Source organism: Aldersonia kunmingensis, assembly GCF_001646865.1.
GTDB classification, from domain to species: Bacteria; Actinomycetota; Actinomycetes; order Mycobacteriales; family Mycobacteriaceae; genus Aldersonia; species Aldersonia kunmingensis.
Window position 1 is genome coordinate 1 of sequence record NZ_LRRB01000090.1, and the last position, 25,530, is coordinate 25,530.

24 protein-coding genes are annotated in these 25,530 nt (G+C 67.0%); 19 read left to right on the top strand and 5 right to left on the bottom strand.

Annotated elements, in window-relative coordinates; translation table 11 throughout:
* Window positions 1-220: 220 nt before the first annotated feature.
* Both A8G08_RS06800 and A8G08_RS06805 read right to left on the bottom strand, forming a co-directional pair.
* Window positions 221-1,027 carry a class I SAM-dependent methyltransferase gene (locus A8G08_RS06800; protein ID WP_245672702.1) on the bottom strand — a complete coding sequence of 269 codons (807 nt, stop codon included), beginning with the start codon at window positions 1,025-1,027 and terminating at the stop codon, window positions 221-223.
* Window positions 1,028-1,075: 48 nt separating this feature from the next.
* Window positions 1,076-2,140 (bottom strand): response regulator transcription factor, encoded by a 1,065-nt coding sequence (locus A8G08_RS06805; protein WP_169823272.1) that lies wholly within the window; start codon window positions 2,138-2,140, stop codon window positions 1,076-1,078.
* Window positions 2,141-2,255: 115 nt separating this feature from the next.
* Between A8G08_RS06805 and metH the strand changes: the two genes are divergently transcribed.
* From metH to A8G08_RS06820, 3 genes are read left to right on the top strand one after another with little or no spacing between them, the layout of a single operon-like run.
* Complete coding sequence (metH, locus tag A8G08_RS06810; protein WP_068271862.1) at window positions 2,256-5,858, top strand: methionine synthase; 3,603 nt, start codon at window positions 2,256-2,258, stop codon at window positions 5,856-5,858.
* Window positions 5,855-6,232 (top strand): VOC family protein, encoded by a 378-nt coding sequence (locus A8G08_RS06815; RefSeq protein WP_068271865.1) that lies wholly within the window; start codon window positions 5,855-5,857, stop codon window positions 6,230-6,232. The genes metH and A8G08_RS06815 overlap by 4 nt, the downstream gene beginning before the upstream one ends.
* A complete protein-coding gene (locus A8G08_RS06820; protein WP_068271868.1) occupies window positions 6,229-6,900 on the top strand; it encodes an HAD family hydrolase in 672 nt (223 codons plus the stop codon). The genes A8G08_RS06815 and A8G08_RS06820 overlap by 4 nt, the downstream gene beginning before the upstream one ends.
* Before the next feature lie 4 nt (window positions 6,901-6,904).
* Here the strand turns inward: A8G08_RS06820 and A8G08_RS06825 are convergent, their stop codons facing one another.
* Window positions 6,905-7,549: a nucleoside/nucleotide kinase family protein gene (locus tag A8G08_RS06825; RefSeq protein ID WP_245672703.1), complete on the bottom strand. Its 645-nt coding sequence runs from the start codon at window positions 7,547-7,549 to the stop codon at window positions 6,905-6,907.
* A gap of 183 nt (window positions 7,550-7,732) precedes the next feature.
* On the opposite strand from A8G08_RS06825, the gene A8G08_RS06830 reads away from it, so the two are divergent.
* Together A8G08_RS06830 and hisG are read left to right on the top strand one after the other, a co-directional pair.
* On the top strand, window positions 7,733-7,996 hold the full coding sequence (locus tag A8G08_RS06830) for a phosphoribosyl-ATP diphosphatase (RefSeq protein ID WP_068271871.1): 264 nt from the start codon (window positions 7,733-7,735) through the stop codon (window positions 7,994-7,996).
* Window positions 7,997-8,037: 41 nt separating this feature from the next.
* Window positions 8,038-8,889, top strand: a complete 852-nt coding sequence (gene hisG, locus A8G08_RS06835) for an ATP phosphoribosyltransferase (protein ID WP_068271873.1) — start codon at window positions 8,038-8,040, stop codon at window positions 8,887-8,889.
* Window positions 8,890-8,938: 49 nt separating this feature from the next.
* Here hisG and A8G08_RS06840 read toward each other — a convergent pair whose 3' ends face one another.
* The gene (locus A8G08_RS06840) at window positions 8,939-9,817 is read right to left on the bottom strand and encodes a RecB family exonuclease (RefSeq protein ID WP_068271876.1); all 879 of its coding nucleotides are present in this window, start codon (window positions 9,815-9,817) and stop codon (window positions 8,939-8,941) included.
* A gap of 96 nt (window positions 9,818-9,913) precedes the next feature.
* On the opposite strand from A8G08_RS06840, the gene A8G08_RS06845 reads away from it, so the two are divergent.
* A complete protein-coding gene (locus A8G08_RS06845) occupies window positions 9,914-10,747 on the top strand; it encodes a tRNA (adenine-N1)-methyltransferase (RefSeq protein ID WP_068271878.1) in 834 nt (277 codons plus the stop codon).
* Between the two features lie 59 nt (window positions 10,748-10,806).
* Here A8G08_RS06845 and A8G08_RS06850 read toward each other — a convergent pair whose 3' ends face one another.
* Window positions 10,807-11,307 carry a WKL family lipoprotein gene (locus A8G08_RS06850; RefSeq protein ID WP_245672704.1) on the bottom strand — a complete coding sequence of 167 codons (501 nt, stop codon included), beginning with the start codon at window positions 11,305-11,307 and terminating at the stop codon, window positions 10,807-10,809.
* A gap of 173 nt (window positions 11,308-11,480) precedes the next feature.
* Between A8G08_RS06850 and arc the strand changes: the two genes are divergently transcribed.
* From arc to A8G08_RS06915, 13 genes are all read left to right on the top strand, one after another.
* On the top strand, window positions 11,481-13,238 hold the full coding sequence (gene arc / locus A8G08_RS06855; protein WP_068271944.1) for a proteasome ATPase: 1,758 nt from the start codon (window positions 11,481-11,483) through the stop codon (window positions 13,236-13,238).
* A gap of 105 nt (window positions 13,239-13,343) precedes the next feature.
* Window positions 13,344-13,727, top strand: coding sequence for a nitroreductase family deazaflavin-dependent oxidoreductase (locus A8G08_RS06860; RefSeq protein WP_068271947.1), 384 nt, complete (start codon window positions 13,344-13,346; stop codon window positions 13,725-13,727).
* A 74-nt stretch (window positions 13,728-13,801) separates the two neighbouring features.
* A complete protein-coding gene (gene dop / locus A8G08_RS06865; RefSeq protein ID WP_068271883.1) occupies window positions 13,802-15,301 on the top strand; it encodes a depupylase/deamidase Dop in 1,500 nt (499 codons plus the stop codon).
* A gap of 118 nt (window positions 15,302-15,419) precedes the next feature.
* Window positions 15,420-15,614, top strand: coding sequence for a ubiquitin-like protein Pup (locus tag A8G08_RS06870; RefSeq protein ID WP_068271885.1), 195 nt, complete (start codon window positions 15,420-15,422; stop codon window positions 15,612-15,614).
* On the top strand, window positions 15,611-16,447 hold the full coding sequence (gene prcB / locus A8G08_RS06875) for a proteasome subunit beta (RefSeq protein WP_068271888.1): 837 nt from the start codon (window positions 15,611-15,613) through the stop codon (window positions 16,445-16,447). The genes A8G08_RS06870 and prcB overlap by 4 nt, the downstream gene beginning before the upstream one ends.
* Window positions 16,444-17,229 carry a proteasome subunit alpha gene (gene prcA / locus A8G08_RS06880; RefSeq protein WP_068271892.1) on the top strand — a complete coding sequence of 262 codons (786 nt, stop codon included), beginning with the start codon at window positions 16,444-16,446 and terminating at the stop codon, window positions 17,227-17,229. Before prcB ends, prcA begins: the two co-directional genes overlap by 4 nt.
* An 85-nt stretch (window positions 17,230-17,314) precedes the next feature.
* The gene (gene pafA, locus A8G08_RS06885; RefSeq protein WP_068271895.1) at window positions 17,315-18,673 is read left to right on the top strand and encodes a Pup--protein ligase; all 1,359 of its coding nucleotides are present in this window, start codon (window positions 17,315-17,317) and stop codon (window positions 18,671-18,673) included.
* A 27-nt stretch (window positions 18,674-18,700) separates the two neighbouring features.
* Window positions 18,701-19,690, top strand: coding sequence for a helix-turn-helix transcriptional regulator (locus tag A8G08_RS06890; RefSeq protein WP_068271897.1), 990 nt, complete (start codon window positions 18,701-18,703; stop codon window positions 19,688-19,690).
* The gene (locus A8G08_RS06895) at window positions 19,687-20,685 is read left to right on the top strand and encodes a helix-turn-helix transcriptional regulator (protein ID WP_068271900.1); all 999 of its coding nucleotides are present in this window, start codon (window positions 19,687-19,689) and stop codon (window positions 20,683-20,685) included. The genes A8G08_RS06890 and A8G08_RS06895 overlap by 4 nt, the downstream gene beginning before the upstream one ends.
* 33 nt (window positions 20,686-20,718) lie before the next feature.
* The gene (tatA, locus tag A8G08_RS06900; RefSeq protein ID WP_068271903.1) at window positions 20,719-21,009 is read left to right on the top strand and encodes a Sec-independent protein translocase subunit TatA; all 291 of its coding nucleotides are present in this window, start codon (window positions 20,719-20,721) and stop codon (window positions 21,007-21,009) included.
* Between the two features lie 133 nt (window positions 21,010-21,142).
* The gene (tatC, locus tag A8G08_RS06905) at window positions 21,143-22,063 is read left to right on the top strand and encodes a twin-arginine translocase subunit TatC (RefSeq protein ID WP_068271907.1); all 921 of its coding nucleotides are present in this window, start codon (window positions 21,143-21,145) and stop codon (window positions 22,061-22,063) included.
* 1 nt (window position 22,064) lies between these two features.
* Window positions 22,065-24,773: a DEAD/DEAH box helicase gene (locus A8G08_RS06910; RefSeq protein ID WP_068271910.1), complete on the top strand. Its 2,709-nt coding sequence runs from the start codon at window positions 22,065-22,067 to the stop codon at window positions 24,771-24,773.
* Between the two features lie 66 nt (window positions 24,774-24,839).
* Entirely contained in the window at window positions 24,840-25,526 is a 687-nt protein-coding gene (locus tag A8G08_RS06915) for a DUF4333 domain-containing protein (protein WP_068271914.1), read from the top strand.
* The last annotated feature ends 4 nt before the right edge of the window (window positions 25,527-25,530 follow it).

The window sequence follows — 25,530 nt, forward strand, 5'->3', positions numbered from 1 at the left end:
GGGGCCGTCCAGCCAGGGCACCGTGAAGAGCAGGTGATCGTTCGCGGCGACCGCGTCGAAGCCGAGCGACACGGCCGTAACGACGTAGTCCACCAAGCGATCGATGGGAAACGTCTGATCGCCGAAGTCGATCTGCGGGAGATGGATGCCGAAACGCAGTGCGGACATCGCGGGCCGTTCGGTCGGGACCTCAACGATAGTTCGCAGCCACTACCGCTGATCAGGTTCTGGCGGCGATGACGAGATTGGCGGCGAAGGGGGCCTGGACCGCGCCGGCGGCAGTACGGAAGTCGGCAAGCACCGCCTGGGCGCCGGAACGGATGCGCCGGTAGGTCACGTCGTCGAGGCGATCGCGCAGGGGCGTGCTTTCCACCTCGGTGGTCACGAATGCATCGACCGACGGAGCGCGGTAGATGCCGTCCACCGTCCTGGCGGTGCGAACCTGTAGCCCTGCTCGAGCCGTCTCGTCGGCCACGGCTTCGAGGTTGCCGCACACGAAGTAGCTGCCCAGCAGGTCGGCGGCCTCGGGTCCGGCGTGGTTGGTGACCATCTGCACGAATGGCGCGAATGCCGGCTGGGCATTGAGCGCCGCCGGAACGAGGAGACCTACCGTGGCGCCGGGCACCGCGACTCGGGCCATTTCTCCCAGTGCTCGGCCGCGATCCGGGAAGAACATGAGTGCCATCTGCGACAGCACGATGTCGAAGGATCGGTCGGGGTAGGGCAACGCGGACGCGTCACCCCGTCGGAAGGTGAGGTCGGGGCGGATTCGGCGAGCCACCTCGAGCATGGCTTCGTTTAGGTCGAGGCCCTCGACGATACCCTCAGGACCGGCCCGGTCCGCCGCAGTGCGGGTGAGAATGCCTGTGCCGCAACCAATGTCGAGAGTGCGGGCGCCGGGATACACACTCGCCGCGTCACACAGCATCGGCGCCCACTGGGCGAAGAAGGCAGGCACGAAATCCGCCTCGTAGCTCTCGGCCGCGGCCGCGGAAAGGCCAAACTGCTCGGAAGGCGTTGTGGACATGATCCGATGCTGCGCCGACGTTCGCCGGTGGCGCATCGGGCAACTGACCTATTTCGGTTCGGCGCGTACGGCCCACGCAGCGGCCTCCACTCGATTGCGCAGGCCCAACTTGGCAAGAATGCTACTGACGTGGTGCGCGGCGGTCTTGCGACTCACCTGCAACGCCGCTGCGATCTCGGGGTTGGTGAGCCCCGCGCCGAGCAATTCGAGCACCTGGCGTTCGCGAGCGGTGAGCAGCTCGGCATCCTCGGTTCGGCGCCGTTGCAGCCGCAGTCGGGCGAGCCGAGCAACGGCCTGGCTGTGCAAAACCGGATATCTGTCAGCGGTACACCGCACGCCGACCGCCAGTTCACGCTCACCGTCGTGCCAGCGTCCCCGAGCGGTGAGCACGCTGCCGTAATAGATGCGGCACTCGGCGAACAGGAAGGGACAGCCATAGTGCTCGACGAATCGGTCTGCCACAACACTCCACTGCGTCGCACGGTCCAGATCACCGGCAACCTCACAGGCGCGCAACATGTCGCAGCAGGTGTAGACGACCGTGTCCAGCGAAGTCCGCTCACCGGCAAGTGCGGCGGCGAGTGCCTCGTCGACCAGGTCGAAGCCGCCGGCGTCGCCGCTCATGACGCGAATCAAACCGAGTTGGGACAGCGCGACCAACGCCAGGTCGACATCCTCGTTCGCCACGTCGCCGGCGGCGCGGGTGAGGCGTTCGGCCTCGGCCAGATCCGGGTTCCGGTATCCCTGCGCGATCCAGACCCAACCGTGCGCGGGACCGACCGGGGACGAGCCCAACAGCCGCTCGGCGCGGCGCAGCCAACCATTTGCGGCCGGATGATCGGCGAAATTCGCCTTGTAGACGATCGCCAGCCAGACAGCGCACCGTGCGGCGCCGAATTCGTCCCCGGTTCGCCGGTAGAGGGCGTACGCGCGCTCGCACGCCGGCACGCTCGTCGCGTCGTCGCCGAGCCACCATGCAGCGGAGGCGAGCACCTCGTTCAGCGGCCCGGTTTCACCGTCGGCGAGTGCGTGAATTGCGGCGGCGCGCGCATCGGCCCAGCGCCCCTCGGCCAGCGCGGCGCGCCCGGCGACGAGTAACTCGCCCGGCCTCACGTGGACCATTCTCGCAGCGGTTTGCCTCGGTTTGGGTGTCGAACCCGGTGAGGGCACCGCGCCTCGCGGCTTCCCGCGCGCCGGGGGTGTCCGCGCGAGCCATTACCCTGTACGCATGCCTTTGCCCTTCCACACCGCATTCCTCGATGCGCTCAATCGGCGCGTCCTGATCGGCGACGGCGCGATGGGCACGATGCTGCAGGCCGCGGACCTCACCCTCGATGATTTCCTCGGCCTCGAGGGCTGCAACGAGATCCTCAACGACACGCGACCCGACGTGCTGCGCGAGATCCACCGCGCCTACTTCGCCGCCGGTGCGGACGCCGTCGAGACCAACACCTTCGGCTGCAACCTGCCGAACCTCGCCGATTACGACATCGCCGGCCGCATCCGCGAGCTGTCCGAGAAGGGCACCCGGATCGCGCGCGAGGTCGCCGACGAGATGGGCCCCGGGCGGGACGGGATCCCGCGGCTCGTCCTCGGTTCGATCGGACCCGGCACAAAGCTGCCGACGCTGGGGCACGCGCCGTTCGCGGCGCTGCGGGATGCCTACACCGAGGCCGCGCTGGGCATGATCGAGGGCGGCGCCGACGCGCTGCTCATCGAGACCTGCCAGGACCTGCTGCAGGTGAAGGCCGCCGTGATCGGCAGCCAGCACGCCATGCAACAGCTCGGCAAGCGACTGCCGATCATCGCCCACGTCACGGTCGAGACCACCGGCACCATGCTGGTCGGCAGCGAGATCGGTGCCGCGCTCACCGCGCTCGAGCCGCTCGGTATCGACATGATCGGGCTCAACTGCGCCACCGGCCCCGCCGAGATGAGCGAGCACCTGCGTCACCTGTCGCGGCATGCCCGCATCCCGGTGTCGGTGATGCCGAACGCGGGTCTGCCGGTGCTCGGCAAGAACGGTGCCGAATACCCGCTCAGCGCCGAGGATCTCGCCGAGGCGCTGAAGGGTTTCGTCACCGAGTTCGGCCTGTCGATGGTCGGCGGCTGCTGTGGTACCACACCCGAACATATCCGCCAGGTCGCCGACGCCGTGCACGGTGCGACAAAGGCGGCACGCAAGCCGGAGCACGAGCCGGCTGTGGCGAGCATCTACAGCGCCGTGCCGTTCGCACAGGACGCCAGCATCATGATGATCGGCGAGCGCACGAATGCCAACGGCTCCAAGGCATTCCGTGATGCGATGCTCGCCGAGGACTGGCAGAAGTGCCTCGATATCGCCAAGGACCAGATCCGCGACGGCGCGCACATGCTCGACCTCTGTGTCGACTACGTCGGCCGTGACGGTGCCGTCGACATGGACGCGCTGGCGAGTCGGCTCGCGACTGCGTCGACGCTGCCGATCATGCTGGACTCCACCGAAATCGATGTGCTGCGTACCGGCCTCGAGCATCTGGGTGGACGCTGCGCGGTCAACTCGGTGAACTACGAGGACGGCGCCGGCCCGGAGTCGCGGTTCCAAAAGACGATGGCACTCGTCGCCGAACACGGCGCGACTGTGGTGGCGCTGACGATCGACGAGGAAGGTCAGGCGCGCACCGCGGCGAAGAAGGTCGAGATCGCCGAGCGGCTCATCGAGGACATCACCTCGAACTGGGGCCTCGAGGAGAGCGACATCATCGTCGACACACTCACCTTCACACTCGGCACCGGGCAGGAGGAGTCGCGCCGCGATGGTGCCGAAACCATCGAGGCAATCCGGGAACTGAAGAAGCGCCACCCGCAGGTGCAGACAACGCTCGGCCTGTCGAACATCTCGTTCGGCCTGAATCCTGCTGCGCGCCAAGTACTGAACTCGGTGTTCATGCACGAGTGCGTCGAGGCAGGCCTGGACACCGCGATCGTGCACGCCTCGAAGATTCTGCCGATCAGCCAAATTGGCGACGAGCAGCGCGAGGCGGCGCTCGACCTCGTCTATGACCGCCGCCGCGAGGGCTATGACCCGCTGCAGCAGTTGATGGCACTGTTCGAGGGCGTCTCGGCGGCCGACGCACGTGCCTCACGCGCCGACGAACTCGCAGCGATGCCACTGTTCGAGCGGCTCGCCCAACGCATTGTGGACGGTGACCGGAACGGTCTGGAGCCCGATCTGGACGAGGCGATGCAGACCGTGCCGCCGCTGCAGATCATCAACGAGACGCTGCTATCCGGCATGAAGACCGTCGGTGAGCTGTTCGGCTCCGGGAAGATGCAGCTGCCGTTCGTGCTGCAGTCCGCCGAGGTCATGAAGGCCGCCGTCGCCTACCTCGAGCCGCATATGGAAGCCACAGACGACGACGGCAAGGGCCGGATCGTGCTGGCCACCGTCAAGGGCGATGTGCACGACATCGGCAAGAACCTGGTTGACATCATCCTGAGCAACAACGGCTACGAGGTCGTGAATATCGGTATCAAGCAACCGATTTCGGCGATCCTCGAAGCCGCCCAGGACAAGCGCGCCGACGTGATCGGGATGTCCGGTCTGCTGGTGAAGTCCACGGTGGTGATGAAGGAGAACCTTCAGGAGCTCAACACCAGGGGAGTGGCCGAGCAGTTCCCGGTGCTCCTCGGTGGAGCCGCGCTTACCCGCGCCTACGTCGAGGACGATCTGGCCGATGTCTACGAGGGTGACGTCAGCTACGCCCGCGACGCCTTCGAGGGCCTGCGCCTGATGGACAAGATCATGACCCGCAAACGCGGCGGCGGTCCTGATCCCGATTCGCCCGAGGCGATCGAGGAGCAGAAGGCACTCGAGGAGCGCAAGGCGCGCCGCGAGCGCAGCAAGCGCATTGCGGCGCAGCGCAAGGCGAAGGAGGTTCCGGTCGAGGTACCGGCCCGCTCCAACGTCGCCGCCGACGTCCCCGTGCCGACTCCGCCGTTCTGGGGCACCCGAATCGTCAAGGGCATCGCGTTGTCCGACTACTCGGCTCTGCTCGACGAGCGCGCGCTGTTCCTCGGCCAGTGGGGCCTGCGGGGGCAGCGCGGCGACGACGGGCCGAGTTATGACGATCTCGTCGCAACCGATGGCCGTCCGCGGCTGCGGTACTGGCTGGATCGGCTCTCCACCGAGGGTGTGCTCGCGCACGCTGCCGTGGTGTACGGATACTTCCCGGCGGTGTCCGAGGGCGATGACGTCATCGTGCTCGAATCGCCGACTGATTCGTCTGGTCGCTCCGCAGGCTCCGCTCCTGATCCGGATGCGGCGGAACGGTTCCGGTTCACCTTCCCGCGTCAGCAGCGCGACCGGTTCCTGTGCATCGCCGACTTCATCCGGTCGCGTGAGCATGCCCGCGAGACCGGACAGGTCGACGTCATGCCGTTCCAGCTGGTGACGATGGGCCAGCCGATCGCCGATTTCGCCAACGAACTGTTCGGCGGCGACAACTACCGGGACTACCTCGAGGTGCACGGCCTCGGCGTGCAGCTCACCGAAGCTTTGGCCGAGTACTGGCACCGCCGGGTTCGCGAGGAGTTGAGGCTCGACGGGCACGCGGTGTCCGAGGAGGATCCCGCCGACGTGGAGGAATACTTCAAGCTCGGTTACCGCGGCGCGCGCTACTCGTTCGGATACCCCGCCTGCCCCGAACTCGAGGACCGCGCGACGCTGGTCAAACTGCTCGAGCCGGAGCGCATCGGTGTACGGCTCTCCGAGGAGTTGCAGCTGCATCCCGAGCAGTCCACCGACGCGTTCGTGCTGCTCCATCCCGAGGCGAAGTACTTCAGCGCATGACCCGGCCGGCGATCGAGCTCGACTACGCGGTTCTCGATTGTCCGGATCCCATTGCGCTGGCGGAGTTTTATGCGCAGCTGCTCGGCTGGGAGATCGTGCGGGCGGACGAAGAGTGGGTGGTCGCACAGGCGCCCGGCAATGTGGCGCGGCTGGCGTTTCAGCTCGCGCCCGACTTCGAACCGGTCGACTGGCCGAGCGAAAGCGTCCACTCGCACCTCGATTTCATCGTCGACGACCCCGCTGCCGCGGAGTCGTGGGCGGTGGGGCTCGGCGCGGAGTTGGTTGACGATGCGCTCGAGCACCCAGGCTTCCGGGTGTTCCGCGATCCGGCCGGGCACTACTTCTGCCTGTGCCTGCGGGATGCAGCCGAATGACCGAACTCGCTGCCGTCCTGTGGGACATGGACGGCACCCTGCTGGACTCGGAAGTGCTGTGGGACGAGGCCGTGTACGAGCTCTCGGAACGGCTCGGCCGCCGCCTGACCCCGGCTGTGCGGGAAACCACCCTCGGCAACTCGATGGACGGCGTGCTGCGCAAGCTCTTCGCCTACTGCGACGTCGAACCGACCCAGCAGGCCTTCGACGAGTCCGCGACCTGGCTGCGGACCCGCGTGGGGGAGATGTTCGATCAGGGTCTGCCGTGGCGTCCCGGCGCGAAGGACCTGCTGGCAGCGGTGCGGGCGAGCGGCCTGCGGGCCGCGCTGGTCACCAACACCGAGCGGGAGCTCACAGAGAAGGCGCTCGAGACGCTCGGCCGCGAATACTTCGATGCCACCGTGTGCGGCGACGAGGTGAGAGCGGGCAAGCCGAGCCCGGAGCCGTACATCCGTGCGGCACAGCTGCTGGGCCTCGAACCCGAGCATTGTCTGGCCATCGAGGACTCGCCCACTGGAACGCACGCGGCCGAGGAGGCCGGCTGCGCCGTGCTCGTCGTGCCGTCGACGGTCCCGGTGGTCGCGCGCCCGGGTGTCCTGGTCATCGAATCACTGGTGGGGCTGGACGTTCCTGCTTTGCAGCGGACGCACACACACGCGATGGGCTGAGCGCTCAACCGAACTCGTCGAGGACCTGTCCGTCGACAATCCGGTCGTACGTGTCGCGGGCAGCCTCGACCAGCGCCGCGTTGGCGCCATCCACCTCGACCGAATAGGCGCGCGCAGCTTCCTCGGAACGGCCACCGGCAACGTGCCGGAAAGTGAGCCGCCGCAGCCGCTCGTCCTCCGGGCAGTCGAGATACCAGAGTTCGGTCAACGTGGCGCGGACCCGCCGCCACTGCGGGTCGTCGAGTCCGAGGTAGTTGCCTTCCACGACGATCAGCCCTAGCTCGGGGGACAGGCTGTGCGAGGCCGCGACCGGATCATCGAGGGTGCGGTCGAAGTCCGGAACGTAGACGGGTGGGTCGCCCGGCCGCAGGGCGGCGGCGCGTTCCACGGTGCTCGCGAATCCCGCCGCATCGAAGGTGTCCACCGCGCCCTTGCGATCGCGGCGGTGCAACCGGTCGAGCATGGCATTGGACAGATGGAATCCGTCCATCGGCAGCACCCCGATCAGGTCGGGTCCGAAAGCGGCGACGATCGCACCGGTCAGCGTCGACTTGCCGGTGCCCGGCGGACCGGCGATCCCGAGTAGGTGTGGATATCCTCGCGCGCGGCCTTCCTCGATCCATCGCGCCACCAGCTCCCGAACCGCCACGGACCCGACCCTACGGCGTCGCAGCTGCACCCTCGCGGTTCTTATCAGCCCCGGGTTTCGCGATTGCGGAGTGAACGGAAGCGTTCACTCCGTTCAACGCAACGGATCTTCCGTTCAGGCGCGGATCCGGTGCCCCGTGGGCGGATTTTCTGTTGCGCGCGCGACCTGAGACAATGGCTCTCCGTGAAAACCTTCGAGTCCCTGTTCGCCGAGCTCCAGGACCGTGCCGCCACCCGCCCCGCGGGATCCGGCACCGTGGCCGCATTGGATGCCGGCGTACATACGCAGGGCAAGAAGGTGCTCGAGGAGGCCGGCGAAGTGTGGCTGGCCGCCGAGCATGAGAGCGACGAATCCCTTTCCGAGGAGATTTCCCAGTTGCTGTACTGGGTCCAGGTGCTGATGGTCGGTCGGGGTCTGAGCCTCGAAGACGTCTACCGACATTTGTAGACGCCCCTTCGACACCGACCACTTCGAAAGGACCTGATTCCATGCTCCGCGTCGCGGTGCCCAACAAAGGCTCGCTCTCCGAGTCGGCCGCTCACATCCTCGATGAGGCCGGCTATCGCCGCCGTACCGACTCTCGTGACCTCACCGTCCTCGACCCGGCGAACCAGGTCGAGTTCTTCTTCCTGCGCCCCAAGGACATCGCGATCTACGTCGGTTCGGGTGAACTCGATCTCGGTATCACCGGCCGCGATCTTGCGCTGGATTCCGGTGCGCCCGTGCAGGAGCGGATCGCCCTCGGCTTCGGCCGCTCGTCGTTCCGCTACGCCGCACCCGCCGGCCGGGACTGGAGGGTCGAAGACCTCGCCGGCAAGCGGATCGCGACCTCGTACCCGAACCTGGTGCGAGCCGACCTGAAGGCGCGCGGCTTCGAGGCCGAGGTCATCCGGCTCGATGGCGCGGTGGAGATCTCCATCCAGCTCGGTGTCGCCGACGCCATCGCGGACGTGGTCGGATCCGGCCGCACGCTGCGCCAGCACGATCTGGTCGCGTTCGGTGAATCGCTGTGCGATTCCGAGGGTGTGCTCATCGAGGCCAACGGCGCCGACACGAGCGACCGCGCGCGCAATCAGCTCGTCGCCCGCATCCAGGGTGTCGTGTTCGCGCAGCAGTACCTGATGCTCGATTACGACTGCCCGCGCGAACTGCTCGATCAGGCCGTGCAGATCACGCCCGGTCTCGAATCGCCCACGGTCTCGCCGCTGGCCGATGAGAAATGGGTCGCGGTTCGCGCCATGGTTCCGCGCAAGACGCACAACGCCGTGATGGATCAGCTCGCCGAGATGGGTGCGAAGGCGATCCTCGCCTCAGATATCCGCTCCTGCCGCGCGTTCTGAGCCGGCTCGCCGGCGTGCGTTCTGAGCCGGCGCGCTCTGACCGACGTTTCTACGGTTCGAGTTCCTCGGACTCCGGCCAGCCCGGGTACTCCGGAGTGGTGCCGCCGAACGACGGGCACAACGCCTTGTAGTCGCACCAGTTGCACAGTCGACTGGGGTTTGGCCGAAAGTCGCCGGTAGCACCGGCCGCAAGGATCGCTCGCCACATCGCCGACAGGGTCCGTTCGAAGCGCAGGAGTTCCTCGGCGTCCGGTTCGTAGGTGAGGATGTCGCCGCTGGACAGGTAGAGCAACCGCAACTGCTTGGCGAGAATGCCGCGGGTACGCAGCACGATCAGGGCGTAGAACTTCATCTGTAACAGCGCACTCTGCTCGCGCATCTCGCTGGGCACTCGGCCGGTCTTGTAGTCGACCACGCGCAACGCGCCGTTGGTTGCGACGTCGATGCGGTCGATGAAGCCGCGCAGCAGCACACCGTCGTCAAGTTCGACCTCGACGCGCGACTCGCAGGACTCCGGCTCGAACCCGGCGGGGTTCTCGAGCCGGAAGTACGCCTGCACGAGCGACTCGGCGCCGGCGAGCAGCGCGACCCGCTCCGGGTCGGCGAACGCCTCGGCCAGTCCCGGTCGCTCGGCGACCAGCCGATCCCAGGCCGGACCGACCAGCTCGGTCGCCCGCTCCGGGGAACGCTCGGGTGCCGGGAGGTCGTAGAGCGCCTCGAGCGCGGCATGCACGACATTGCCTCGGGTTGCCGCTGCGGACGGTGTCTCCTCGATCCGGTCGATCGCGCGCAGCCGGTACTTGAGCGGGCACTGACGGAAGTCGCTCGCCCGAGACGGCGAGAGCGCGATGCGGCGGCGCGGCGAAGTCTCGCCGGTGGAGCTAGCCGTCGACCCGCTTTCGAGGTCGGCGGGGGCGGCGAGAGTCATACCTGGAAGGCTAGGCTGCGGCGCCGACAGATCTGCCCAGGCACGCTCGCGCCCACAACAACAGCGTTTGTAGATGAACAAGGAGCAGTGACTTCAATGACGGCCAAACGGACCGGACCCTTCGGCGTCGGTGACCGGGTTCAGCTGACCGACACCAAGGCCCGGAAGTACACCGTCGTCCTCGAGCCGGGCAAGGAGTTCCACACCCACCGAGGCGGCATCATGCATGACGACCTGATCGGTGCGGATGAGGGCAGCATCGTCACCTCCACGAACGGCACCCCGTACCTCGCGCTGCGGCCGTTGCTCATCGATTTCGTACTGTCGATGCCGCGCGGTGCCGCGGTGATCTACCCGAAGGATGCGGCGCAGATCGTCCAGGAGGGCGATATCTTCCCGGGTGCGCGCGTGCTGGAGGCCGGCGCCGGCTCCGGTGCACTGACCTGTTCGCTGCTGCGCGCGGTCGGGGAGCGCGGCGAGGTGATCTCCTATGAGATCCGTGAGGACCACGCCGAGGTCGCGGTACGCAATGTCGAGACCTTCCACGGCGGGCGACCGGAAAACTGGAGCCTGACCATCGGTGATGTTGCCGACTACGAGGGTGAGCAATTGGATCGGGTGATCCTGGACATGCTCGCGCCGTGGGATGCGCTGCCGACGGTGGCCAAAAACTTGGTGCCTGGCGGTGTGCTGATGGTTTACGTCGCTACCGTGACGCAGTTGTCGAAGGTGGTCGAGGCGCTGCGCGAACAGGAGTGCTGGACCGAGCCGCGCGCGTGGGAATCGATGGTCCGCGGCTGGCACGTGGTGGGCCTTGCGGTGCGGCCCGAGCATCGCATGCAGGGGCACACCGCATTCCTCATCAGTGCCCGCCGTCTTGCCGAGGGCACGGTGACGCTGAAACCGCAGCGTCGTCCCTCGAAGGGCTGATCCAGCGGTTGTGCGCGACGTCCCGCCGCCGGGCCGGTGGCGGGACGCGCATCACGTGACTACGCGCAGGGCGCCCCGCCCATCGCGAACAGCTGGCAGGCACTCGCATCGGACAGCTTCCAGGTGCCGTCGACCTGCTCCCAGACCATCGCACTCGGCAGCGTGCCGTGCGGCGAGGTGATCTGCACATTGGCGGTCGCGGTGGTGCCGTTCACAACCACGTCCTGGACAGCGAAGGTGATCGCGCCGTAGCTCGCCAGGGACTGGGTGACAGTTTCGAGGTTCGAGGTACGCGCGTCACCGTTCACGATGACGGCCGCCTTTTCGCCGACCGGGCGGGCCGGATCGATGATCAGCGTGAGGGTGCCCTGCAGCTCCTCCGGCGCGGCAGCAGACGACTCCGTGGCCGATGCTGCGGCCGAGGTCGAGGCGGCAGCCGAGGTCGTGCTCGTGGCCTCGGCGGTGTCGTCGTCGGAGCCGCAGGCGGTCAGCCCGACGGCGAGGACGAGCGCGGTCGCCGCGACAACACTGCGCTGGATAAACCTCGTGCGAACGAACAAAATTCGGCCTTCCGGTGTGGTCTCCATACCGAGACATCTGCTAGTAAGGGCAGGCTAACACGAGGCTGTTAACGCAACCGACGCGCGGATGCGATGACTCGGAAACGGCGTTGGAAGGCAATTACGCGTCCATGCCGGTAGCGTTGTATGACCGGTACTGGGAGGAGTCGCACATGAGCCCCATCGAGAGTTCGGATTCCGCAGCTTGGCGAGAGCTTGAGGCTGTACGGGCAGAGGCGGCTGCACTTCGCAGGCAACTTGCCGATTCGCCGGATCGCAGTCGGGAACTCGAATCACGCATCGATTCCCTGACGATCCGCAACACGAAGTTGATGGACACGCTCAAGGACGCGCGTCAGCAACTCGTCGCCCTGCGCGAGGAGGTCGACCGCCTCGGTCAGCCGCCGAGCGGGTACGGCGTGCTGCTGTCGGTCTACGAGGACCAGACGGTCGACGTGTTCACCTCCGGCCGCAAGATGCGGTTGAACTGCTCGCCGAACATCGACACCGAGACTCTGCGGCAGGGCCAGACGGTCCGGCTCAACGAGGCGCTGACGATCGTCGAGGCCGGCGCCTACGAGCGTGTCGGGGAGATCTGCACCCTGCGGGAGGTGCTCGAGGGCCAGCGGGCGCTGGTTGTCGGGCATGCCGACGAGGAGCGCGTCGTCTGGCTCGCGGACCCGCTGGCGTTGGTTGCCGAGGAAGACGACGTCGCCGACCCGGATCAGCCGAATCGCAAACTGCGCCCGGGTGATTCACTGCTTGTCGACACCAAGGCCGGCTATGCGTTCGAGCGCATTCCCAAGGCCGAGGTCGAGGACCTCGTGCTCGAAGAGGTGCCCGACGTCGGATACGAGGACATCGGTGGCCTCGGTCGGCAGATCGAGCAGATTCGCGACGCGGTCGAGTTGCCGTTCCTCCACAAGGAACTGTTCCGCGAGTACTCGCTGCGCCCGCCCAAGGGTGTGCTGCTCTACGGCCCGCCCGGTTGCGGCAAGACGCTCATCGCCAAGGCGGTAGCGAACTCGTTGGCCAAGAAGATGGCCGAGGCCCGCGGCGAGGATGCGAAGGAAGCCAAGTCCTACTTCCTCAACATCAAGGGCCCGGAGCTGCTGAACAAGTTCGTCGGCGAGACCGAGCGCCACATCCGGATCATCTTCCAGCGCGCTCGGGAGAAGGCGTCCGAGGGCACCCCGGTGATCGTCTTCTTCGATGAGATGGACTCGATCTTCCGCACCCGCGGATCGGGCGTGTCGTCCGATGTGGAGACCACGGTCGTGCCGCAGCTGCTCAGCGAGATCGACGGCGTCGAGGGCCTGGAGAACGTCATCGTGATCGGCGCATCCAACCGCGAGGACATGATCGACCCCGCGATCCTGCGTCCCGGTCGCCTCGACGTGAAGATCAAGATCGAACGCCCCGACGCCGAGTCGGCGCAGGACATCTTCTCCAAGTACCTCACGACGACGCTGCCGCTGCACGAGGAGGACCTCACCGAGTTCGGTGGCGACCGCACGAACTGCATCAAGACGATGATCGAGCGGGTCGTCGACCGGATGTATGCCGAGAGCGAGGACAACCGGTTCCTGGAGGTCACCTACGCCAACGGTGACAAAGAGGTCCTGTACTTCAAGGACTTCAACTCCGGCGCCATGATCCAGAACATCGTGGACCGGTCGAAGAAGTACGCGATCAAGGCGGTACTGGAAACCGGTTCGCCGGGTCTGCGCATCCAGCATCTCTACGACTCGATCGTGGACGAGTTCTCCGAGAACGAGGACCTGCCCAACACGACGAATCCCGATGACTGGGCACGCATCTCGGGTAAGAAGGGCGAACGGATCGTCTACATCCGCACGCTGGTCACCGGAAAGAACGCGAGCGCGAGCCGCGCGATCGACACCGAGTCGAACACCGGGCAGTACCTGTAGGAACCGACCAAGCGGGCTCCCACCGTCGAAATCGCTCGTTCGACGACGGTGGGGGCCCGTTCGTCGTTAGGTTGCCATTGCGAACCGTCGACGCAAGGAGTGTTCATGCCGCTTCCCCTCGCGCTTGGCCGGTTCAACAAGATCGCGACCAACCGCATCGTCGGCACGGTCGCCGGTCACGTCCCCGGCATGGCGATCGTGGTGCACCGCGGCCGGAAATCGGGGACCGAGTACCGGACTCCGGTGAACGCGTTCGGCGGTGTGGACCGGTACCGCTTCGCGCTCACCTACGGCAAGGACACGGACTGGGTCCGCAATGTCCTTGCCGCGGACGGATGTTCGATCGAGAGCCGCGGCCGCACGATCGTGCTCGACGAACCGTGGCTCGGGCGGGATCCGGAGGCCGCGTGGGCGCCACCCGTCGTGCGGACCCTGCTGCGTGGGCTGGGCGCCGAGTATTACCTGCAGTGCCGGGTCAGGCACGAATGAGCAATCGCTCTCGATGCGGGAATGCCACCGCGTCCCGTCGGCGGCTGCGGGCCGAATTCGCATAGTCTCGACACATGCAGCGCATCATCGGTATCGAGGTCGAGTACGGCATCTCGTCGCCCACCGAGGCGTCGGCCAACCCGATTCTCACGTCGACGCAGGCCGTTCTCGCCTATGCCGCGGCGGAGGGCGTGCCGCGTGCCCGCCGCACCCGCTGGGACTACGAGGTGGAGTCGCCACTGCGCGACGCTCGCGGATTCGACCTGAGCCGGCTCAACGGACCGGCGCCGGTAATCGACGCCGACGAGGTCGGCGCGGCGAACATGATCCTCACCAACGGTGCCCGCCTCTATGTCGATCACGCCCACCCGGAGTATTCGGCGCCCGAGGTCACCGACGCGCTCGACGCGGTGATCTGGGACAAGGCCGGCGAGCGCGTGATGGAGGCCGCCGCGCGGCACGCCAGGTCGGTTCCGGGCACGCCGCCGCTGCAGCTGTACAAGAACAACGTCGACGGCAAGGGCGCGTCCTACGGCACCCACGAGAACTACCTGATGGCGCGCGAAACGCCGTTCAACTCGATCATCGTCGGGTTGTCCCCGTTCTTCGCCTCGCGGCAGGTGATCTGCGGATCGGGCCGGGTCGGTATCGGGCAGTCCGGCGACACGCCCGGATTCCAGCTCTCGCAGCGTTCCGACTACATCGAGGTCGAGGTCGGGCTCGAAACCACGCTCAAGCGCGGCATCATCAACACCCGCGACGAGCCGCACGCGGACGCGGACAAGTACCGCCGCCTGCACGTCATCATCGGTGACGCGAACCTCGCGGAGATGTCGACCTATCTAAAGGTCGGCACCACTGCGCTGGTGCTCGACCTGATCGAGGCGGGTGTCGACCTGTCCGATCTGCAACTCGCGCGACCGGTTACCGCCGTGCACACGATCAGCCACGACCCGACCCTGCGGGCGACGGTTGCGCTCGCCGACGGCCGGGAGATGACGGGCCTGGCGATCCAGCGCGCGTATCACGATCGGGTCGCGAAGTTCCTGCAGGAACGCGGCGAGGAGGACGAGCGCGCCACCGACATCATGGACAACTGGGCCATGGTTCTCGACCTGCTCGAACGCGACCCGATGGAGTGCGCGGACCTGCTCGACTGGCCCGCCAAGCTGCGGTTGCTCGAGGGTTACCGCAACAGGGAAGGGCTCGGCTGGGCCGCGCCGAAGCTGCACATGCTGGACCTGCAGTACTCGGATGTGCGGCTGGACAAGGGCATCTACAACCGCCTGGTTGCCCGTGGATCGATGCGGCGTTTGGTCACCGAGCAGCAGGTGATGGACGCGATGACCAACCCGCCGCCGCTGACCCGCGCCTACTTCCGTGGCGAATGCCTGCGCCGTTTCGGTGCCGATATCGCCGCCGCGAGCTGGGATTCGGTGATTTTCGATCTGGGCGGTGATTCGCTGGTGCGTATCCCCACCCTCGAGCCGCTGCGCGGCACGAAAGCACACGTCGGCAAGCTGCTGGATTCGGTGGATACCGCCGCGCAGCTGGTTGATCAGCTCACCACGTAAACAAGGCAATTCGTGCGTGCACAACGCACGATGTCGGGTTCCATCGGTACTGTGAAGGTTCGAGCACGAGTGGCATTCGGTACTCGCGCATCGCACGCACACGAGGAGGTCGCCGGCTATGGCACAGGAGCAGACCAAGCGTACGGGTGGCGGTGGCGAGGACGAGGGCCCTGTCGGAGATGGTTCGGCCGGCCAGGAACGTCGTGAAAAGCTCGCCGAGGAGACCGACGACCTGCTGGACGAGATCGACGACGTGCTCGAAGAGAACGCAGAGGACTTCGTTCGTGCCTATGTGCAGAAAGGTGGCCAGTGACACCTGAGGGTGCCTCGCGACTCCGGCTGGGGTCCGATATCTCGTCATTCTCCGAACACCTTCGCGCCTATGCGCCAGAACTGCTTCCGGGTAGCCGGATGGATCTGCGTGGCGACTCGCACGGGGACATCGCCCCGCACGGCACCACGATCGTCGCCCTGACCTTCGCGGGTGGGGTGCTGATCGCCGGTGACCGGCGCGCGACGATGGGCAACCTCATCGCCAGTCGCGACGTCGACAAGGTGTACGTCACCGACGAGTACTCTGCCGCCGGTATTGCGGGCACCGCAGGAATAGCCATCGAACTCGTTCGGCTGTTCGCGGTCGAACTCGAGCACTACGAGAAAATCGAAGGCGTCCCGCTGACCTTCGACGGCAAGGCGAGCCGCCTGTCGTCGATGGTGCGCAACAACCTGCCGATCGCGATGCAGGGCCTGGCCGTGGTGCCGATGCTGGTCGGCTACGACCTCAACGCATCGGATCCGGCGAAGGCCGGGCGGATCGTGTCCTATGACGTGGTCGGTGGCCGTTCCGAGGAACGGTCCGGCTACCACGCCGTCGGATCCGGTTCGCTGTTCGCCAAATCGGCGTTGAAGAAGTTGTACCGCAACGGAATCGACGCCGACGAGGCGCTCCGATTCGCGGTCGAGTCGCTCTATGACGCGGCCGATGACGACTCCGCGACCGGCGGTCCCGACCTGGGCCGGCGGATCTACCCGTCCGCAGTGACCATCACCGCGGATGGCGCCGAGGAGGTCTCGGCCGAGCGGGCCGAGCAGGTCGCCCGTGCCGTCATCGAAGCCCGCGCCGAGCAGGAAAGTGAGCCGCGATGACCCTGCCGTACTACGCATCCGCCGAGCAGATCCTCCGGGACAAGACGGAGCTGGCACGCAAGGGAATCGCAAGGGGGCGCAGCGTCGTTGTGCTCACCTACGACAAGGGCGTGCTGTTCGTCGCGGAGAACCCATCCACGGCGCTGCACAAGGTCAGCGAGCTCTACGACCGCATCGGGTTCGCCGCTGTCGGCAAGTACAACGAGTTCGAGAACCTGCGCCGGGGTGGCATCGTCCAGGCCGACCTGCGCGGGTACTCCTACGACCGGCGCGACGTCACCGCACGGTCGCTGGCGAACGCCTATGCGCAGACCCTGGGCACCATCTTCTCCGACCAGCTCAAGCCCTACGAGGTCGAGATCTGCGTCGCGGAGGTGGGATATCCGGACAGCCCGAAGCCACCGCAGCTCTACCGCATCACCTATGACGGCTCGATCGTGGATGAGCGCGGATTCGTCGTGATGGGCGGTACCACCGAGCCGATCACCACCGCATTGCGCGATCTGTTCGAACCGGGCCTCGAGCTCGGTGCGGCGATCGCGATCGCGGTGGAGGCGCTGCAGGCCGGAGCTGCCGACGCGCCCGCGGGCGAGAAGGAAAAGCGGGTTGTCGGCGTCTCGGCCCTCGAGGTCGCGGTGCTCGACGAGACCCGGCCGCGCCGCGCGTTCCGGCGGGTCACTGGGCCCGCACTCGAGGCGTTGCTGCCGTCGGGCAAGCGCAAGAGCACCCGCAAGGCACCGGCAGCCGCCGAGGGCGGTACGGCCGACAAATCGGACGGCTGATTTACAGCCGGTCGCAGCATCATCCGACCGGGCGCGTCGCGTGCGAGTCCCGCCGCGACGCGCCCGGTCGCTGTACTGTCGAGGAGTGCAGCGACGAATATTGGGGATCGAGACCGAATTCGGTGTGACGTGCACCTTTCACGGCCATCGGCGTCTCAGCCCGGACGAGGTAGCGCGGTATCTGTTCCGCCGCGTGGTGTCATGGGGCCGTAGCTCCAATGTGTTCCTGCGCAACGGCGCACGCCTCTATCTCGACGTCGGTTCGCACCCCGAATATGCGACTGCCGAGTGCGACAGCCTGGTCCAGCTCGTCACTCACGACCGGGCCGGTGAGCGGGTGCTCGAGGAGTTGCTCATCGACGCCGAGCAGCGCCTTGCCGAGGAGGGCATCGGCGGCGATATCTACCTGTTCAAGAACAACACCGACTCCGCGGGCAACTCGTACGGCTGCCACGAGAATTTCCTCGTCGTACGTGCCGGTGAGTTCTCCCGCATTTCGGACGTCCTGCTGCCGTTCCTGGTGACCCGGCAGCTGATCTGCGGCGCCGGCAAGGTGCTGCAGACTCCGAAGGCCGCCACCTACTGCCTGTCGCAGCGCGCCGAGCACATCTGGGAAGGCGTCTCGTCGGCCACCACCCGATCGCGGCCGATCATCAACACCCGCGACGAGCCGCACGCGGACGCCGAGAAGTATCGCCGCCTGCATGTCATCGTCGGTGACTCGAACATGGCCGAGCCCACCACGATGCTCAAGGTCGGCACCGCCGCGCTGGTCCTCGAGATGATCGAGGCGGGTGTGTCGTTCCGCGACTTCGCGCTCGACAACCCGATCCGTGCGATCCGCGAGGTCAGCCATGACCTCACCGGCCGTCGCCCGGTGCGCCTGGCCGGTGGCCGGCAGGCCAGCGCCCTCGACATCCAGCGCGAGTACTTCGCCCGCGCCGTCGAGCACGTCCGCAACCGCGAGTCCGACCCGCAGATCGATCAGGTCATCGACCTGTGGGGCCGCACCCTCGACGCGGTCGAGGCACAGGACTTCGCCAAGGTCGACACCGAGATCGACTGGGTCATCAAGCGCAAGCTGTTCCAGCGCTATCAGGACCGCTACTCGATGGAGCTGTCGGACCCGAAGATCGCGCAACTCGACCTCGCCTACCATGACATCAAGCGCGGCCGCGGCGTCTTCGATCTGTTGCAGCGCAAGGGACTTGCGAAGCGGATCACCGAGGACGAGGCCGTGGACGAGGCCGTGTCCAAGCCGCCGCAGACGACGCGCGCGAAGCTTCGCGGCGAGTTCATCGCGGCCGCGCAGGAGGCCGGCCGCGACTTCACCGTCGATTGGGTGCATCTCAAGCTCAACGATCAGGCGCAGCGCACGGTCCTGTGCAAGGACCCGTTCCGCTCGGTCGACGAGCGGGTCGAGCGCCTGATCGCCTCCATGTAGCCGGCACGCACCGCCTAGGCTCTCACCGTGGCAATCTCCAAGGTCGAGCGTCTGATGAACCTCGTCATCGCCTTGCTCTCGACGGAGCAGTACCTCTCGGCCGACCGCATCAAGAAGAACGTGATGGGGTACGAGGACTCGGCCAGCGACGAGGCGTTCAGCCGGATGTTCGAGCGTGACAAGAACGAGCTCCGCGACCTGGGCATCCCGCTGCAGACCGGTCCCGTGCCGGGCAGCGTGACCAGCGACGGCTATCGCATCAATCGGGACGCGTACGAACTCCCCGAGATCGAACTGACCGATTCGGAGTCCGCCGCGGTGGCGGTGGCCGTTCAGCTGTGGGAATCGCCCGAGCTCGCGGCGGCCGCACAGAATGCGGTGCTCAAGCTGCGGGCCGCCGGGGTTCAGGTGGATCGGGAGCCCGCCGCGATCGTCAGCACGGTCGCCGCGCCGACCCGCGGCTCCGAGCCCGCATTGGGCAAGCTGCTCGCCGCGATCGAGGAGGGCAGGGCGGTGCGTTTCCAGCATCGCGGCCGCCCCACCGACCCGTTCGTGCCGCGCGATGTCGAGCCGTGGGGAATCGTCACCCGCAACGGCCGGTGGTACCTCGTCGGCTTCGACCGGGACCGCGGGGCCGAGCGCACCTACCGGTTGTCCCGGATCGGTGACGACGTGGCCGCCTACGGCCCGGCGAACAGCGTGCGGAAACCCGAACATCTGGACCTGCGCGCCGTAGTGGACCGCATCAGCGGCGCCCCGGTCACCGGCACGGCCACCGTCTGGGTGGCGCACGGGCACGCATACGACGTGCGCCGGCTCGGCAAGGTCATCGGAACCCGGCGGGTCGGGGAGCGCGACGGGGACCTGGTCGAACTCGTCGTGCGCTCGCGGGACTGGATCGGCCGGATGATCGCAGGGCACGGAGCGGGGGTTCTGGTGATCGAGCCGGAGGAACTGCGCAAGGACGTCACCGCACGGCTCGAGGCGGCCGCCGATCAGGACGAGGCCCTGCGATGAGCAACCGACTCGCCACCCGGATGTCGCGCCTGCTGAACATGGTTCCGTACCTGCTCGCGCACCCCGGTATCAGCAAGCTCGAGGCGGCCGCCGACCTCGGGGTCACGGTCAAGCAGCTCGAAAGCGACCTCAACCAGCTGTGGATGTGCGGGTTGCCGGGGTACAGCCCGGGCGACCTGATCGACCTCGCCTTCACCGACGACACGGTCTCGGTGACGTTCTCGGCCGGTATGGACCGTCCGCTGCGCCTTACCTCGACCGAGGCGACCGCGTTGCTGGTCGCGCTGCGATCGCTCGTCGAGATGCCCGGCATGGTCGACCCGTCCGCGGCGCAGGGCGCGATGGCCAAGATCGAGTCGGCCGCCGGTGCCGCCGCCCGCTCGCGCACCGACGAGCCGGGGGACTTCGGTCCGGCTGCACCGGCGGAAAGCCCGGTCACCGCGACCGTGCGATCCGCGCTGCACCGCTCACATGCACTGCGCTTGGTGTACTACTCGGCGAGCCGGGACACCGTTTCCGAACGAGATGTCGACCCCATTCGTATAGTCCTCGTGGACAACCACAGCTACCTGCAGGGCTGGTGCCGCAACGCCGAGGGCGTGCGGTTGTTCCGGTTCGACCGCATCGACGACGCGACCGAACTGGACGAGCCGTCCCGGCCGCCGGAGACGGCGCTGGCCGAACAGGACGCGATGGAACTGTTCAGCGACGATCCGGGGCTGCCGCTCGCGCGGTTGGTCATTGCAGCGGATTCGTCGTGGGCGCTGGACCAGTACCCGATGAGCAATGTCGTCGTCCGGGATGACGCCACTATCGGGGCCACGATGCGATTCGCGAGCGTGGATTGGATGGCTCGTTTGGTCCTGGGCTTCGGTGGCGGGATGCGGGCGGTCGAGCCGCCGGAATTGGTCGCCGCGATCAGCAACAAGGCCGCCGCGGCAGTGGCGGCGTACCGGGAGTTGGACGGAAGTTCGGGTGTCCCGCCCGTCCGGTAGCATCGAAGTCACCTGAACTCCGGAGGTTGAATCATGGGCGCAATGAGTCCTTGGCATTGGGCGATCGTGCTGCTCGTGCTTGTCCTGCTGTTCGGCTCAAAGAAACTGCCCGACGCCGCTCGGGGTCTCGGCCGCTCGCTGCGCATCTTCAAGAGCGAAATGAGCGAGATGCAGAACGACAAGTCGGCACCCGCCGAGCAGGCCCCGGCACAGCCGCAGACCCAGCAGTTGCCGCCGGCCCAGCCGCCGTTGGCGCAGCCGACACAACACGCTCAGTCGCAGCAGCCGCAGTCGTCCGAACACGCGGATCCACGCTCGGCGTAACCGTCCGGCCACGGCGCCGCTCGCTAGGCGAGCGACTGCGTCGGGCCCGAGTCGGCGCCCACGGCACGACAGAGAACGGGGTGATGGCGCACCCCGAAATTCGCGACGGTAAGGGAAGCAAGGGACAGGCGAAGTGCGCATTCCGTTCGATCCGCGGCGCAGTCGGCGTCGCACGAATCCGGACGGCACAATGTCGCTGGTCGAGCACCTGTACGAACTTCGCACAAGGCTGCTGATCTCGCTATTGGCTGTCGGCGTCACGACGCTGTTCGGCTTCTTCTGGTACTCGCACTCGATTCTCGGGATCGAAAGCCTCGGCGACATCCTGCGTGGTCCGTATTGCTCGCTGCCCGACTCCGCCCGAGCGCAACTTGCCCCCGACGACGAGTGCCGGTTGCTCGCGACCGGGCCGTTCGAGCAGTTCATGCTCCGATTCAAGGTGGCACTGACCGCCGGTGTGGTGCTCGCGTGCCCGATCTGGCTCTATCAGCTGTGGGCGTTCATCACGCCCGGGCTGTACCGCAATGAGCGGCGCTACGCGGTCGGCTTCGTCGCCGCCGGCGCCGCACTCTTCGTCACGGGCGCAGTGCTCGCCTACGTCGTCGTGGCCAAGGCGTTGCATTTTCTGCTCACCATCGGCGACAACGTGCAGATCACGGCGCTGTCCGGTGCGGAGTACTTCGGCTTCGTAATCAACCTGCTGATCATCTTCGGTGTCAGTTTCGAGCTACCGCTGATCGTGGTCGCGCTGAACTTCGTCGGTGTGCTCACCTACGAGCGGCTCAAGCGCTGGCGGCGCGGCCTGATCTTCGGGCTGTTCGTTTTCGCTGCCGTCGTCACGCCCGGTCAGGACCCGTTCTCGATGTTGGCGCTGGCGCTGGCCTTGACACTCCTGTTGGAAAGCGCGATCCAGATCGCGCGCATCCACGACAGGCGCAAGGCCAAGCGCGAGGCAGCCGACGAGTGGCTGAACGACGAGGAAGCAGCCCCGATCGGCGCACCGGACCCGGTGGCGGCTCCGGAGAAGGTCGACGATTTCTCGGACACGCTCTGACGTGGCCACCTCGCCGCAGTCCACGCAGCTGGACGCGTTCGCCCGTGAGTTGAGTTTCCCGCTGGACAAATTCCAGCTCGATTCCTGCGCTGCACTCGAGAACGGCCACGGCGTCCTCGTCTGCGCGCCTACCGGGGCCGGCAAGACTGTGGTGGGCGAATTCGCCGTCCATCTTGCGCTCGCCTCGGGCGGAAAATGCTTCTATACAACGCCGATCAAAGCGCTGTCGAACCAGAAGTTCGCCGACCTCGCTCAGCGCTACGGGCGCGACACGGTCGGCCTGCTCACGGGCGATCAGTCGATCAACCCGCATGCACCAGTGGTCGTCATGACCACGGAGGTGCTGCGCAACATGCTCTACGCGGCCTCCCCGGCGCTGACGGGCCTGTCCCATGTCGTCATGGACGAGGTGCATTTCCTCGCCGACCGGTTCCGCGGCGCGGTGTGGGAAGAGGTGATCCTGCACCTGCCCGAAGACGTCCGCGTGGTCAGCCTGTCGGCGACAGTGAGCAACGCCGAGGAGTTCGGCGCATGGATCCAGACCGTCCGCGGCGACACCACGGTGGTCGTGGACGAGATCCGTCCGGTCCCGCTGTGGCAGCACGTCCTCGTCGGGTCCCGGATGTTCGACCTGTTCGACAGCAAGAGCCAGGCGGACGCGCCCGGCAAGAAGATCGTCGTCGACCAGGAACTGACCCGCTACGTGAAGCAACGGCGGGATGCCGACCGGGCCGCATCGTGGGACGACCGTCCACGACGTGGTGGCCCGCGCGGCGGATACCGGCCGCCGCCGCGTCCGGATGTCCTGGCCCGCCTCGACTCCGAGGGGCTGCTGCCCGCCATCACATTCATCTTCAGCCGTGCCGGCTGCGATGCCGCACTTGGCCAGTGCCTGCGCTCGCGGCTGGATCTCGGCAACCCGGACAACCAGGACCGGATCGACGCGATCATCACCGAGCACACCGGCGAGTTGCCCCGCAACGACCTCGAGGTGCTGGGCTATTGGGAGTGGCGCGAGGCGCTGCACCGCGGGCTCGCCGCGCATCACGCCGGCATGCTGCCCGCGTTCCGGCACACCGTCGAAGAACTGTTCGTGAACGGTCTGGTCCGCGCCGTGTTCGCCACCGAGACACTGGCATTGGGAATCAATATGCCGGCTCGCACGGTCGTGCTCGAGCGGCTCGTGAAGTTCAACGGTGAGACGCATGCCGATCTGACACCGGGGGAGTACACACAGCTGACCGGCCGCGCCGGCCGTCGCGGCATCGACGTCGAGGGTCATGCCGTGGTGGTGTGGCACCCGAACCTCGACACCACGGCAGTCGCCGGGCTCGCGTCGACCCGCACCTACCCGCTGCGCAGTTCGTTCCGGCCCGGCTACAACATGTCGATCAACCTCATCGACCGGATGGGCGCCACCGATTCGCATGCGCTGCTGGAACGCTCTTTTGCGCAGTTCCAAGCGGACCGTTCGGTGGTCGGGCTGGTCCGCGGCATCGAACGCAACGAGCACGACCTGACGAAGCTGCGCGATCAACTCGGTGGGGACGGCAGCGATTTCATCGAGTACATGTCGCTGCGCGAACGGATCAGGGAGCGCGAGCGGTCGGTCGAGCGTCAGGGCCGGGCAGACCGCCGGGCTGTGGCCGTGCACGCGCTGGCCGGTCTGCGCCGGGGCGACGTCGTCTCGATTCCCAGCGGACGCCGGGCCGGGCTGGCTGTGGTGCTCGAACCAGACGCAGATTCCGGCGATCCGCGCCCGCTCGTGCTCACCCAGGACAAATGGGCCGGCCGCGTCTCGGTAGCCGATTTTCCCACTCCGGCAGCGGCATTGGGCCGAATGCGGCTGCCCAGGCATGTCGACCATCGCACTGCGCGGGTGCGTCGCGACCTGGCGTCGGCGCTGCGCAGTACCGGCATTTCCGCGCCGCGTACCCAACGTGGCAAGCGCGCTTCCCGTGCAGCGGACGATCATGAGCTTGCCGCCCTGCGCCGGGCGTTGCGGGCGCATCCATGCCACGACCTGCCCGACCGCGAGCAGCGCGCCCGCGTCGGTGAGCGCTACAACCGCGTGCTGCGCGAGACGGATTCGATGAAGCAGAAGGTCGCCGCGACGACCAACTCGTTGGCGCGCACGTTCGATCGCATCGTCGGACTCCTGACCGAACGTGGCTACATCGCCGATGGCGAGATAACCGAGCACGGACGTCGGCTCACCCGCATCTATGCCGAGGCCGACCTGCTCGTGGCCGAATGCCTGCGCGACGGAGCATGGAAGGGTCTCACGCCCGCGGAGCTCGCCGCGGTCGCTTCGGCGGTGGTGTACGAGGCCCGTCGGGAATCCGGCTTTCTCATGGTGTCGGGTCCGACCGACGGAATCCGCAACGCGCTCGGCCGGACGGTTCGGTTGTGGAGCGAACTTCGATCCGACGAGGCGCGGCACAAGCTGCCGTTGACCCGCGAACCCGACCTCGGCTTCGTCGAGGCCGTGTACAAGTGGGCGAGCGGCGAGGCGCTGGTCGAGGCGTTGCTCGCGGGTGGGGACCAGGGCAACGCACTGCCCGCCGGTGATTTCGTGCGCTGGTGCCGTCAGGTGATCGACATCCTCGATCAGCTCCAGGCCACCACAGAGGACCCCGAGATCGCGGCGACCGCAGCCAAGGGTGTGCGGGCGATCCGGCGCGGGGTCGTGGCGGTCGACTCGGCGTAGCGGGTACCGCGCCGCGATCCGAATGCGGGTTACGGTGATGCGAGAGCGACGGAAGCGAGGAAGCACGTGAGTGATCCGCGGGAACCGGAGGATGCGAATTCGCCGTGGGCGCGTCCCGGACAGCCGTCGCCCGAGACTCCGGAATCGTCGTCGTCCGAGCATCCGGAACAGCAGGCCTGGGAGCCCGATGCAACGCAGCAGGCGTATGAGCCGCAGCAGTGGCCCGGGCAGCAGAACTGGCCACAACAACAGTGGCAGCCGCAGCCGCAGCAACCGGGCTGGCAGGGCGGTCCGTACCAGCAGGGCCAGCCCTATCCGCAGGGGCAGCCGTATCAGCAGCAGTGGGCACCCCAACCGGGCCAGCAGTACTACTACCAGGGCCAGCCGTACGGCGCCGCGCCTCAGCAGGCGTATGGCGAGGTTCCGCCGATGCCGACCGACACCCAGAAACGTTCTCGTGCTCCGCTTTTTATCGGGCTCGGTGTGCTTGTCGTGATCATCGGGGTCGTGGCGGGCGTCTTCTTCGCCGGCGGGACCACTCTCGATCAGGAGGCCGCGCAGATCGGTGTGGCGCAGATCCTCACCAACAGCTACGGGCTCGAGAACGTCACCGACGTGAGTTGTCCCTCCGGCCAGCAGGTGAAAGAGAACGACAGTTTCATCTGCACCGTGCTCATCGACGGTGAAAGCCGCGATGTGGCAGTCACATTCGTAGACGACGACGGCACATACGAGGTCGGCCGGCCGTTGTGACGGA